Origin of the sequence: Halorubrum tropicale (assembly GCF_001280455.1) — an archaeon.
In the GTDB taxonomy this organism is placed as follows: domain Archaea; phylum Halobacteriota; class Halobacteria; order Halobacteriales; family Haloferacaceae; genus Halorubrum; species Halorubrum tropicale.
Map to the genome: position 1 here is coordinate 157,887 of NZ_LIST01000007.1, position 12,542 is coordinate 170,428.

The 12,542-nt window shown below is 56.6% G+C and carries 14 protein-coding genes and 2 pseudogenes; 13 read left to right on the forward strand and 3 right to left on the reverse strand.

Translation table 11 applies throughout. The features are described 5' to 3' along the window. Positions 1–48 precede the first annotated feature (48 nt). Together AMR74_RS17665 and AMR74_RS15175 are read left to right on the forward strand one after the other, a co-directional pair. A pseudogene (locus AMR74_RS17665) lies at positions 49–225 on the forward strand (helix-turn-helix domain-containing protein); the annotation flags it as partial. Between the two features lie 154 nt (positions 226–379). Next, entirely contained in the window at positions 380–1,108 is a 729-nt protein-coding gene (locus tag AMR74_RS15175) for an aspartate/glutamate racemase family protein (protein WP_053772895.1), read from the forward strand. Between the two features lie 156 nt (positions 1,109–1,264). On the opposite strand, the gene AMR74_RS15180 is transcribed toward AMR74_RS15175, so the two are convergent. After that, a complete protein-coding gene (locus tag AMR74_RS15180; protein WP_053772896.1) occupies positions 1,265–1,951 on the reverse strand; it encodes a cyclase family protein in 687 nt (228 codons plus the stop codon). Positions 1,952–2,060: 109 nt separating this feature from the next. Between AMR74_RS15180 and AMR74_RS15185 the strand changes: the two genes are divergently transcribed. Further along, complete coding sequence (locus AMR74_RS15185) at positions 2,061–2,771, forward strand: helix-turn-helix domain-containing protein (RefSeq protein WP_053772897.1); 711 nt, start codon at positions 2,061–2,063, stop codon at positions 2,769–2,771. Positions 2,772–2,843: 72 nt separating this feature from the next. Here the strand turns inward: AMR74_RS15185 and AMR74_RS15190 are convergent, their stop codons facing one another. After that, complete coding sequence (locus tag AMR74_RS15190; protein ID WP_053772898.1) at positions 2,844–3,650, reverse strand: helix-turn-helix domain-containing protein; 807 nt, start codon at positions 3,648–3,650, stop codon at positions 2,844–2,846. Positions 3,651–3,899: 249 nt separating this feature from the next. Here AMR74_RS15190 and AMR74_RS15195 point away from each other — a divergent pair, with 249 nt between their 5' ends. From AMR74_RS15195 to AMR74_RS18695, 10 genes are all read left to right on the forward strand, one after another. Further along, a complete protein-coding gene (locus AMR74_RS15195; protein WP_077152365.1) occupies positions 3,900–4,817 on the forward strand; it encodes a DMT family transporter in 918 nt (305 codons plus the stop codon). Between the two features lie 348 nt (positions 4,818–5,165). Continuing rightward, positions 5,166–5,882, forward strand: a complete 717-nt coding sequence (locus tag AMR74_RS15200; RefSeq protein ID WP_139043017.1) for a helix-turn-helix domain-containing protein — start codon at positions 5,166–5,168, stop codon at positions 5,880–5,882. Between the two features lie 138 nt (positions 5,883–6,020). Then, positions 6,021–6,911, forward strand: a complete 891-nt coding sequence (locus AMR74_RS15205; protein ID WP_240471184.1) for an NADP-dependent oxidoreductase — start codon at positions 6,021–6,023, stop codon at positions 6,909–6,911. Positions 6,912–7,157: 246 nt separating this feature from the next. Next, positions 7,158–7,655, forward strand: coding sequence for a GNAT family N-acetyltransferase (locus AMR74_RS15210; protein WP_053772901.1), 498 nt, complete (start codon positions 7,158–7,160; stop codon positions 7,653–7,655). Positions 7,656–7,885: 230 nt separating this feature from the next. Beyond that, positions 7,886–8,638 (forward strand): AzlC family ABC transporter permease, encoded by a 753-nt coding sequence (locus AMR74_RS15215; RefSeq protein ID WP_053772902.1) that lies wholly within the window; start codon positions 7,886–7,888, stop codon positions 8,636–8,638. Further along, on the forward strand, positions 8,635–8,979 hold the full coding sequence (locus AMR74_RS15220) for an AzlD domain-containing protein (protein ID WP_053772903.1): 345 nt from the start codon (positions 8,635–8,637) through the stop codon (positions 8,977–8,979). Before AMR74_RS15215 ends, AMR74_RS15220 begins: the two co-directional genes overlap by 4 nt. 306 nt (positions 8,980–9,285) lie before the next feature. After that, positions 9,286–9,669, forward strand: coding sequence for a methylated-DNA--[protein]-cysteine S-methyltransferase (locus AMR74_RS19835; protein WP_077152366.1), 384 nt, complete (start codon positions 9,286–9,288; stop codon positions 9,667–9,669). A 29-nt stretch (positions 9,670–9,698) separates the two neighbouring features. Then, positions 9,699–10,427 carry a helix-turn-helix domain-containing protein gene (locus tag AMR74_RS17675; protein WP_240471185.1) on the forward strand — a complete coding sequence of 243 codons (729 nt, stop codon included), beginning with the start codon at positions 9,699–9,701 and terminating at the stop codon, positions 10,425–10,427. 114 nt (positions 10,428–10,541) lie between these two features. After that, positions 10,542–10,874: a carboxymuconolactone decarboxylase family protein gene (locus AMR74_RS15225; protein ID WP_053772904.1), complete on the forward strand. Its 333-nt coding sequence runs from the start codon at positions 10,542–10,544 to the stop codon at positions 10,872–10,874. Between the two features lie 486 nt (positions 10,875–11,360). Next, a complete protein-coding gene (locus tag AMR74_RS18695; protein WP_343123366.1) occupies positions 11,361–11,663 on the forward strand; it encodes a GNAT family N-acetyltransferase in 303 nt (100 codons plus the stop codon). A gap of 240 nt (positions 11,664–11,903) precedes the next feature. Here the strand turns inward: AMR74_RS18695 and AMR74_RS15230 are convergent. Continuing rightward, positions 11,904–12,542, reverse strand: a pseudogene (locus tag AMR74_RS15230) (ISH3 family transposase); the annotation flags it as partial.

Genomic DNA, 12,542 nt, shown 5'->3' on the forward strand with positions numbered 1-12,542 from the left:
CCGTCGGAGCGCCCCAGGCTTTTAGCACCGCTACGAACAGGTCCACGGGATGAACTCACAGCCCGCCAACACGAGGCAATAGAGTTGGCCCACCGGCACGGGTACTACGAGTGGCCGCGTGAGACCTCTGGGGCAGAACTGGCAGCTGCCCTCGGTGTTTCCAAAGCGACGTTTCTCGAACATCTTCGGAAAGCCGAAGCGAAACTCCTCGGTCCCGAGGAGTGACTGCTGGTCCCTTGCTCCCTTCTATGTGAGGTAATCTTTGATTCCACTGGCCATACATGATACACGATGTGTGTCCCACTCCGGCCAGTCGGTTAGGTTAATAGACGGCTTGATAGCCTCCGTTGGAGCAGGTTCCACACACTGAGAGTCAACAATGACTGAATCAGACGACCTCAGAACCATTGGCGTACTCGGCGGTATGAGTAGCGAATCGACCATCACCTACTATCGAGGAATAGACCAAGGCATAAACGACGCTCTGGGAGGCCACGCGGCTGGCGACATCATCATTCGGAGCGTCAACTTCGGTGACATCGAACGATTCATCCGCACTGCTCAGTGGGAGGAGGCAGGGAAATATCTTGCAACAGCTGCAGCGGATCTTGAGAAAGCAGGGGCCGAATTCATCGTCATGGCTACGAACACGATGCATAAAGTAGCGCCAACTATCGTCAATCGGATATCGATCCCGGTAATTCACATCGTCGATGTGACGGCTGCGGCTGTTCTTGAATCGGGTGTCGATACCGTGGGGGTGCTGGGAACGCAGACAACCATGGAGGAATCATTCTACCGGGATCGGCTTGCTGACCATGGCCTCAATGTTGTCGTACCCGACCCAGTAGACCGAGAATTGGTCGATGAGATCATATTCAAGGAATTGACCGATGGAATTGTTCGAGAGTCCTCGCGGGAACAGTATCTCGAGATACTTGATGCTATGGTGTCCTCAGGGGCCGAAGGGGTGGTGTTGGGGTGTACGGAAATCGAGCTACTCATCGAACAGGCGGATCGACCGGAAGTGCCGATGTTCGATACAACGAAACTCCACATTCAGCGGGCGGTTGAACTCGGGTTTGATGAAGCGACGGAGCCATTGTAAATTTGGGCCACAAGTTGTTGGAAGCCCCGGATTACCGTGGTAGCCATGGGTCATAATCCAATACGCGAAATATAAAATAGTCAATATAAGATAGGTCTTGGAACATTATGTCACCTACCAGTTCACACGGCCTATCTCGGTAGTGATGTCGCTAATTCAATTCTCAGACACTTCAGCGAACGCTCGGACCGGCATCGCGGCAGTCTCAACGGCTTTGATAGGGACTGCAAAGAGCCGAAACCCTGACTCTGGAAGCTGGGTCAGGTTACGCAAGTTCTCTACGATGAGTATCTCCTCCGCGAGAAGCTGACTGTGAGCCGGGCGAGCAGGATCCCGGTGATCGTCGATGTTGATCGTATCTACGCCAACGAGAGCAACGTTCGCTTCGATCAGTGTCTCGATGACCGATTCGGAGAGGTATGGATACGACCGATATTTCTCTGACCCCCAGTACTGAGACCATCCGAAGTCAAACAACACAGCCTTTCCCGCGAGTGACGCCTCGGGGGGAAGTGCGGCTTCGGTCAATTGCTCCCCGGGGGCGAGTCCGCGAGCGTCGACAACGATTCCCGGTAACACCAGCTCATCAATTTCAAGCTCACTGATATCCCGGCCGTCCGGATACCGGTGATACGGTGCATCGAGATACGTGCCAACGGATGTTTGAAACTGGATTTCCGTCACCTCAAACGCCGCTTCCCCCTCGTATTTCGAACGGGATTCCTCGTGTGTGAACAGTGGGTGAATCTCTGCGGTGTACTCCGTCTCCGTGCCGTTCTCGTCTTCGAGACGGAAGCCGGGCATGCCGTCTTCGAATGAATGACTGAGGTCGATGAGGGTCATACTATCTATATGATATGCTTGGTGGTAAGGTCGTGTCCTGCTGTAGCAGGAACCTGTGATAGCAGGTCACTGGTTGAATTCTTTGGCGCACAGATGAAACCGTATACTCATGGAACAGATCGAATTCAACGAACAGGACGCCATTCGGGTCCAATTAGAGGTCTGGCATCCCGGCTGTTGGGTGCTGGAGACCTCGAAGCAGGTCGATGTCGGGTTTCTCGGGTACGGTGTGTTCACCCGCGCTGACGACAGGGCAACGACGAGATATACGTTGTACGCGGACACGTACGCGGAGATTGAGGAGGCAGTTTCGTTGCTCAACGACCACCCGGCGGTCTACAAGATCGCGGAGATGTGTACCGGGTTCAGTCGGGCTCCCGCCCACTCGCCCGGCAACGTTACGCGTGAACTGTTGATCGAGAACGACGCGACGACCCAGATCAGTGACGCATTCACCTCTCGTGGCTTCACGTATGCCGCGCCGGGAGATATCTACGATGGAACTGAACACTGGCGGTTGTTCGCACACATGGACCGGGAGACGGTCTACGAGCGGTTGGACGAAATTCGGGATGAAGAAGGAGCCGACATAACGGTTGTCTCCATCTCATCACCGAGACGCGCTGAAAAGGATCCGCTGCCAGTCGACCAGCTGTCACACCGACAGCGAGAGATCTTCCAACTGGCACGCACTCGGGGTTATTATCGCCAGCCGAAAGCCGCCACAGCGGGCGAGCTTGCTGAAGAACTCGGAATTACGACATCCACGTTTCACGAACACCTCCACAAGGCCGAGGAGAAGCTCCTCGACCTGTCGTAGTGGTAGGTTTGAGTGTAGCTGAGAGATGTCGCGGGGACACACCAACCGATTGTATCCAGGAGCTCTATCGATTCACTCGCTATTCGCGATTCCTCTATCATGTAGTCGGGGTACATCTTCAGCTTCGCCGGCGCCGGTTGGCCTTTCTTTCCCAATCCGGGTCTGTTCGAGAGCGATGGTCGTCGCCCAGTCTTCGGCCCGACGGAGCCGGTACTGAAGCGTCGTGAGTGGAATGTCGAGTTCGTCCGCGATATCTTCGAGCGACGTGTTTCCTCGGTGTTCGTAGTAGCCGAGTTGTCTCGCTGTCTCCAGCGCTTCACGCTGCTCGTACGGGAGTTCTCGCTCCGGCTGGGGCCGGTTCGTCTGCAGCCATCGGTCAGGATCTCCAGCGCGACGCAACTCTAAGGAAACCCCTTCTGGGAGGTCTTCCTGGAGCGCGCGATGAAACGATCCGACATCGCGATCGGACGGAATGAGAAGCCGCCACTCGTAGTACGGTCCACGCTGCGTGGCGTCGAAGACGAGGCCGTCGCCGAGGGTCGTGAGCGCCAGATAGCTGACAGCGTGACAGTAGGTCATGTCGGTTACGTGCCGGTAGATGGTCCGGGCTGTCGGCTCACGCTCGAGTACCTGATACTCGGCTGTAGCATCGCAGGTGTGAGTCGGGTACGTACAATCGTTGCACTGTTCGTTGAAGAATACAGCTTCGACGGTGTCGAGCGCCTCTTCCGGGCCAGTCATCCGTTCGACCCGCCAGCCACGATCCCGTGCCAGCGAGATGTCGAGGGTCGTCACTACGACATCCGGATGTTCGATAAATACGTCACGGATCGGATGCACTCCGCGCTCGTACTCGAGTAAAAAGACGTACTCACGCATGCCCGGCACTAGAGGAGCGACCTTTGTAATTGTATGTTTGGCTGTGCGAGGACACCTCAGCCCCCGGGGACAGACCCGATCGTGCCTTACTGGTCGGACAGATCGACGCGGCGTCCGCCTCGGTCGCTGACGGGCGCGTTTTCATAACTTTACGAACGCGGTTACTCGCCGCTGGACAGCGAATATCAGCGAGATGTTGACTCAGAATCGCTCTCGCCGCTGTCAAGATACTCTGGCTCACTGTGATAGATGAACAACCGTATCGGCGACACGACAGTCAGGCATACATCGTTGTTCCTGCTCTACGGTCTCCTGGGTGCAGCTCCGTTTGTCGGGGCAGTCGCGGGATTGCCCTTCTTTCCGCCTGTTCTGTTTGCTGCACTCCGTATTGACGTCGGCGCCGTCATCCTCGTTGGGCTCGTCCTGTTGCGCGGGGGCTATTGGATGCCGAGAACGCGTGCTGATAGCGTTGCCGTCCTCGTGACCGGGGTCCTTACTTTGGGTGGAAATATCGCATTCGTCTTCATCGGCCAACAGTACGTCACGAGCGCAACGGGGGCAGTCATCTACAGCCTTGCACCAGTGGTCACCGCCGGCTTCGCGAGTGTTCTGTTGCCCGCGGAACGTCTCGGTGTGTTGGGTGCCGCTGGAGTGGTCCTTGGATTCATCGGAGCCAGCATCGTTGCGAACCCCGACTTTTCGAATGTCGTGACCGAAACAACCCAAGGGATGGGATTCGTGTTCCTAAGTACGACTTCATTCGCAGTCGGAAACGTACTCACCAAGCGGGTGGATCCGGATCTTCCCAGTCTCACGCTCACAGCGTGGGGGTTGGTCATAGCGGGGCTGTTCGTTCATTCGGTGAGTCTGCTCCGTGGTGAGACCATCGGGCAAATAGAGTGGACCCGTCAGGCGCTCCTCGCGCTGTTCACGGTCGGTGTGCTTGCCACCGCGGTGCTGTACGGAGTCCACTTCGAGTTGGTTGGAGCAATCGGCGCCACGAAGACGAACCTCGCGTACTACGTCCATCCGGTCTCAACCGCTATTGCCGGCCACCTACTGCTCGGCGAGCGGATTCCCGGCTCCTCGATTGTTGGATTGGGGACAATCTGTCTCGGATTTCTCCTGATCGAGTGGCGAACAGTCTCTCGGATATATCGCCGTTAGCGTGGCCGCTCTGTGTTCGGTAACTATTCATTCGTATTCACGTGGCCCTAATCAACTCACCATTTAATCACAACTCCCCCGCAGGACGAACATTCGTAGAACCCCGCCGCACCCATATGGCCGAGGTGGGACAAGTCTTCGACAGGGTGGTCACACGCAGGAGTTCCTCCAACTCGAGCCGCTTTTTGTGATGCTGTGTCACGTCCATCCAGTTCTGTCGCCATACACCTATTCACAGAGGGGATGGCATCAACCGGTAACCTGCAATATCCGGTCTGTCAGTACCTCACTCGCCGAACCGGATATAGCAGGGGGTAACCTCTTGAAGTAGTGAGACAGAGATCTTGTGTGACTGTACAGACCAGGAGCCAAATACTGAATACGCCGACTCGCCTTACCCTGGAGGTGTGGCACCCTGACTGCTGGGTGCTCGAAACGTCACGACAGACGGATGTCGGCCTCCTCAGCTACGGGTGTTACTCTGGAGAAGACGACACGACGAGATCGATGTTCACACTCTATGCTGATGAGACTGCGACGATCGATGCGGCAGTCGACGTGATCAGAGACAGCTCGGCGGTGTACGGTATCGGAGAGATGGTCCGAGACCACCGTGGTCACGTCCCGAAACCCGGGAACGCAACGCGAGAACTTCTCGTCGATCACGACGGCACGACACAGATCAGCGATGAGTTCACCGACCGTGGATTCATTCCTGCGGCGCCTGTCGACACCCGTGATAACACTGAGGTCTGGACGCTGGTGACCGACGAGTCCCGCGACCGCGTGTATTCGTTACTTGAAGAGGTTGAGTCGGAGCGTGACGCGTCGATCACCGTGACGAGTATCACCCAAGGCTCCGAGGACAGACGCAAGACGCCGCTGCCGATGAACCGCCTGTCTAGCCGACAACGTGAGATATTCAGACTCGCACGGGCGAAAGGATACTACGACCATCCTCGCGCGGTCAGTGCTGGAAACCTGGCCGAAGACCTCGGAATCAGTACCTCGACGTTTCACGAACACATCCGGAAGGCTGAGGCGAAACTTCTCGGACAGCACTAGTGCCCCACATGCTCTCTAAGAACACTCCTTGGCGGGACGCTTCGAGACGACACTTAATCAGCCCAGTCAGTCCCACAGCCCCTACTAAAGACACTGATGCAAGCGATTAGAGTACACGAATTCGGCGGTCGCGAGCAGTTGCACACCGAGACCATCGACCGGCCCGACCCGACAACAGAGGAAGTCCTCGTTCGAGTCGCGGCCGCGGGGGTGAATCCGTATGATTGGATGACACGCAAAGGCGAGGGTGCGGACGTCACCCTCCCGTGGATTCCGGGCTGGGACTTTTCGGGTACCGTCGAATCGGTCGGTGGAGACGTGACGAACGTCGCTGTCGGTGACGACGTGTTCGGGATGTTGGCCGACAAGCGGGGCGCATACGCAGAGTACATTGCAGTGCCTGCGACCAATCTCATCTCGAAACCACAGGCTGTCTCACACTTGACTGCCGCGGCCGTCCCGATGGTGGGCCTGACGGCTTGGCAAGCGCTGTTCGACGCTGCCGGATGCAAACCAGGACAGCGAGTGCTCGTCCACGCGGCCGCCGGGGGCGTCGGACACGTTGCCGTCCAACTCGCGAACTGGCTTGGGGCGACGACGATCGGGACCGCCTCCGCGGCGAACCGGGCGTATCTCGACGAACTCGGCGTCGACGAGTTCGTGAACTACCGCGAAGAGCGATTCGAGGACGTCGTCGACGACTGCGACATTGTGCTCGATTTGGTCGGCGGGACGACCTTCGAACGGTCGGTCGACGTGCTTCGCCCCGGCGGCTATCTCGCAAAACTCCCGGGGCCACTCACCGACGAGGAACGGGCCCTTCTCACAGACGCCGGTATCGATGGGTCGTATCCGATCGTTCAGTGGCGTCCTGAACAACTCCGTGTGCTTGCGACGCTCCTTGAAACAGAGGCGCTCAACGTCCGCATCGATTCGGTCCATCCGCTCAACGATGTGGCCATCGCTCACGAACGGAGTGAGTCGGGGCACGCTCGAGGGAACGTCCTTCTGGACATCGACACCGAGTAACTGGTGGCCACAGAAAACTCGACTGAATCCGATACCATATCGTCTCCACATGTGCAGTAGTTACTGAGGTCAAGTGCCCGCGTCACCCTGCGCAAGGTATTTTCAACCGTCTAAACGCTCCAAATCGGCGTGGTGGGACTACAGGAGACATCCCGCCGATACCGCCAAGATATCCTGTCATAAAATGGCTCACACCGGCTATAGCAGGGTAATAACACTTGTCCGTCTCAGTCAGTACTACAATAGATGCCACCATTGAAGATTGCTGAAGGATACATACCGGGTGTCGTTGCCCGCTTGACTGAACTGCATACGACATATTACGGGGAACTTTGGGAGTTGGGCCCTCAGTTTGAGGCCGAGATGGCTGAGGGGATCGCGGAGTTCGTTGGCCGATACGACCCGGAAGCCGACGGGCTTTGGACTGTTGTTGACGAGGCCGCCACGGTCAAAGGCGGCATCGTTATCGACAGTCGCGATATCGAGGAGGAAGGCGCACAGCTCAGGTATTTTATTCTCGATTCAACGCTTCACGGGCAGGGGCTCGGACGAGAATTACTGGAACGAGCAATGGAGTTCTGTCACGAGGACGGGTATGACCGTGTCTTCCTTTGGACGGTCGACGAACTGGAGGCAGCGATACATCTCTACCGTGAGTTTGGGTTCGAACCGACCGATACGATCGACATGCATACTAGCTGGGAAACGGATGTCCCGTACCGCCTTTTTGAGTACGAGCAGTAATCCCACGACCGCCGTGGCTACACGACCGGGCGGACCTCTACGTATATTCCGCAGCTTCATTTTCTGCATACCTGTCAACCAATGGTTTGCGAGTGAGATGACTCGCAGAATCAATACTGCGTAGACGACCAGGGACAGTTGGGTAAGGCCTGTCATAGCTGGTTGTCCGGTTAAGCAGATTCCATCCATCCTTCCGTTGATAATGAGACGCCGTCTCAGGGGGTGAACAAGTGAGTGCCCGATCGGATGCCACAGCTGGAGCGAGAGCGATCGCGCCGATATTGCTCGGCATCATCCCGTTCTCGATCATCACGGGGGTCGCTGCTGTCAACGCTGGTATTCCACCTCTCGAAGCGATCGGAATGTCACTCGTTATCTACGCTGGGGCGGCCCAGCTGGCAGCCATCGAACTCATCGGGCAAACTGCTCCAGTCGTGATTATCGTCCTCACAGCTGTCATCATCAACCTCCGTTATATAATGTACAGCGCGTCGCTCGCGCCACACTTCCGACGGTTCAATATGCCGACAAAGTGGCTCAGTGCGTATGTACTCACTGAGCAAGCGTATGCCATCTCCATCACCGAATTTCAGGCCACCGCACCGAGCGAACGCAGTCGAAAGTGGTTCTATCTTGGTGGGGCAGTCTTATCGTGGGTAGTCTGGCAGGTCGGGACCATCGTTGGCGTTGTCCTCGGTGGGAACGTTCCAGCAGGGCTTTCGTTCGAGTTCGCAGTGCCGCTCACGTTCATGGCTCTTTTGTTCTCAGTACTGGACGACTGGCCCACCGAGGTGGTGGCTGTCGTCGCTGGCGGAACAGGTGTCTGCTTTGCGCCCCTTCCCTACAATCTCGGGCTAATAGCCGCAGCAGTCATCGGCATCGTCACTGGTGTAGTGATTGATCTAAGGCGGGGCAGCTTTCCGATGATCGAACGCACTCCGGCCAGCGACGGCGGGGAGTCCAACAGGGATGAGACGTCATGACGACTGCGTACGGACCGGTTTCACTTTGGGCCATCCTCATTGACGCCGGCGTCGGCACGTTCGCCCTCCGACTATCGTTCATTCTTCTGCTTGGCCGATTGGATACGGTGCCGCCGCAGGTCGTTGGTGTCTTACGATTCGTTCCAGCAGCAGTCCTCGCCGCGTTGGTCGTCCCTGCGATCATCGTACTGACGGTTACCCCGACGGTCGGGATCGACGCCGATCCGGCTAAAGTTCTTGCGGGAGGGCTTGCGGCCGGTGTCGCGTGGCGAACCAAGAACGTGCTCGCGACGATCAGCGTCGGAATGGTTGCCCTCTGGGCGCTTCAGCTGGTATTCTAACGTCTCGATAGCAGCCGCTCGCGCCGGGCTACTGCAGTGATTCTGTCAGATGTGACGCCGCCGGTGTACTTCGTATCGGGCTTATTCCGAGCGACGGCAATCCCCCAATACCGATTGAAGATGGAATAATTATGGAGAGGTACTTGATTGTGATGTTAGCAAGTGCCGAGGACTCCGTCGAGAAGCCATTCACTCCCCATTCCTCCGCTGGAGCTGTATTCTGTGAGCGAAATCAAACGAACCGAACAGAGCAACCTGACATAGCTGGTTCTGGCTTTAGTTGGATTCCAGCCGTAGCTACTCCCAATGTCGTATGACCTACTCGGCTACAGCGTCGATCTCGAAACGTCTCGGATTGCCGAACCTCGACGAATCATCCAGCAACAGCTCTCGGAGTATGCGACGGGCGATCGGAGCCAATTTGACCTCACAATCGACCGTTCCAGTGGATTCCTTGGCGACGTACAACAGCAACTCTGCTCGATCCCGTACGGCGAAACGCGAACGTATGGCGACGTGGCTGAACAGTTGGGTACGGCTCCGATCGCTGTTGGCCAAGCGTGTGGACGGAACCCGCTCCCGGTTGTTGTTCCCTGCCATCGTGTCGTCGGGGCCGATTCGCTCCGTGGCTACATGTACCCAGGGCTTCAAGAAGAACTGTTAGAACTAGAACGAAAACACAGAAAGTAGCATCACTTGACCAACCGTAGTATGAAACTATGATGACGCGTTCCAACGGTACTGCTTCGGAAGGCCTCTGTGTCTCACTCAAGGTGTGGCATCCTGAGTGTTGGGTTATCGAGTTAACCGAGAAATTAGATATCGGATTAATCGGGTACGGCACCCGGACGCGGCCAGACGGCCGCACAACCACACTCTACACCATCTACGCGGATACAGAAGAGCAAATCGTTTCAGCAATCGAGGACATCCGTCGCCACCCACAGGTGTTCACGGTGTCCGAAGTGAATCAGAACCACCGTCAGGATGCTATGTCCGCTCCAGGAAACGCCACAAAAGGACTCCTTATCGATCACGACGGGCGGACCCAGATTAGCGATGCGTTCCTCTCTCGAGGATTCGTGCACGCCGAACCGGTCGATGGCAACAACGGCTACGAGTACTGGACGCTATTGACGAATCACAGTCGATCGACGGTACAGATCCTCCTCGACGAAATCTGTGATGAGATGGGGGCAGAAATCACTATGCTGGGTATTACAGAGGCGGCTTGGGGAACGGGACTGGGAGGACTTCCGCTGCACAGGTTGACCAGACGGCAACATGAAGTGTTCCAGCTTGCGCGCCAGAACGGCTACTACGCCACCCCAAGACGAACGTCAGCAAAGGAATTAGCCACCGACTTAGATATTTCAACAGCGACCCTCCACGAGCACCTCCAGAAAGTCGAAGCCAAACTGCTCGGCTTTCAGAGTCACGCTGAGTGAGGTTTTGATTGGTCTAGATCAACAAGTCGACTGTAGCGACATGGTGCAGGATCGACTCGCAGCGTTCACTGAACTACCGCCACTTCTGTAAGGGAGTATCATACATACGTAGTCATGTCCCTGGATCAAGACAACGACCGAGAACGGCTGAACGAACTGATGGCAGACCATGATGAATTCTTCAGTAGCTTCGGAGCACTAGACGAGTCCGTCTATGCAGACGGTGCCATCCCAAAACTGTACAAGGAGCTGACGGGCCTCTCAATCTCGGTCGTGACGAGCTGTGATGAATGTGTGACATACAACATCGAGGGAGCCTTGGATGCGGGTGCCGACCGAGAGCAGTTGATCGAAGCGATCAAGATCGGCGTTATCGGCAGGGGATCGGTGACCTATCCTACCGCTCGCTTCGCATTCTCCGTATTGGAAGAGCACGATATACTCTAGTAAGTCTCGTCGAGACTGTGAAGTGTTCACTAATTATTGGTGGCTTGTAATTTGAGACTGCTGTGGGGGCGGAAAAGGAATTCATCGCATCACGATTCCCGAGTCATACCTATCGCGGAGACTCGATACATGCCTGTCATAGCAGGCTATGGTCTGAACTTTGTGTTGCGCCAATAACTGAATATGGATGTCGATCGAGTGACTCTCGACGGAGAATACGTCCGCTTAGAGCCGGTGTCGACAGCGGACCATCTCGCTGGATTACAGGAGGCTGGTGCTGACGCATCTATTTTCGAATGGTTTGCTGACGACTATTCGCCCCCCGAGCAGATGCAGACGTTCGTTACTGAAGCACTTGAGGCAGAACAGGAGGGTGAGTCGCTCCCATTCGCCACAATCTGGCAAGAAACGAATGAGCCCATCGGGTCGACACGGTTCTGCACGATCCGACCGGCCAACCGGAGTGTCGAAATCGGATGAACATGGATCACGCCGGAGTACCAGGGTACGCCAGCAAACACGGAAGCCAAGTACCTGATGCTTCGACACGCCTTCGAAGAGTGGAACTGCGCCCGCGTCGAATTCGAAACAGCCGCTGCAAACGAGCGCGCACGAGCGGCCCTCAACCGGATCGGTGCCACCGAGGAAGGGGTATTACGGAAGCATATGCTGATTCACGGGGAACCACGAGACAGCGTCTACTTCAGTATCATCGATACCGAGTGGCCCGAGGTCCGCGAGCTGCTAACAACAGAGCTCGAGCGACCGTTCTCTCAGGATTCAGTATAAAACAACCCTGTCCATCAGTCTAAGTAGCCTGGCTGTAGGGTACAGGACTCACCATCAGTACCTCACAAAACATCCTCGGCTAGCTGTTTCTGAAGCCTGAGTTCTGTGGCGGAGCGGTTGTGCTGGGTGGTCTTGACGAGAAGATCGTCGACGAACCGACGGAGAGCTGTCGCTGTCGGCGGCGGCTGCCGCCGACGCGACAGCGTCGCCACTCCTGGCGAAGGCTAACYCGGTCGGAGATTAGCGGGTAAACCGGTCGTCTGGTGGTCGGTTTGCGGGGACGGCCCGACGCGTCGCGAGGGCCGTCCACGCTGCCCGTTGAATCATGTTGATGAACTCCTTGAACGACCACTTCCAGAGGCGACGCCCCCCWCGGCGGGGCGTCGCCACRTAYTCCCAGTGTAAATACCGCCAGACGTTYTGTAACAMCAAGCTCACCACGACGTACAGCAGCCGTACGACCGGRTTTTGTGTCGARGTCGTCGCAATACTTTGCTCGGAGAGTCGGTAGCTGGCCTCGATACCGAAGCGTTTCGCGTRGTGGTATCGRGCGTCTCGTGGTGAGTCGATGAACGGCGCGTCAGCGGCGTAGCCGTGACGCGCCACYCCATGTTCGTCGTACCGTCCGTTYTGGTACGTACAGTCGATGTAGACGGGAAACTCGACGGTCCAGCTGTGACCGTGGAGGTTGGCCGTCATGTCGTGTTGAATCACGCGACTCCAGCCTTCCGAGAGTTCTTGCTTGATCGTCTGTCCCCAGCGGACGATCGGCATGACGTAGGCGTGGTTGTGTGCCTGAAGCAGCGTCAAACACTTGCTGTCGTAGAATTCGCGGTCAAGAAAGACGGCCTTGACCTCGAGGTCAAGGCTGTCGAGGAT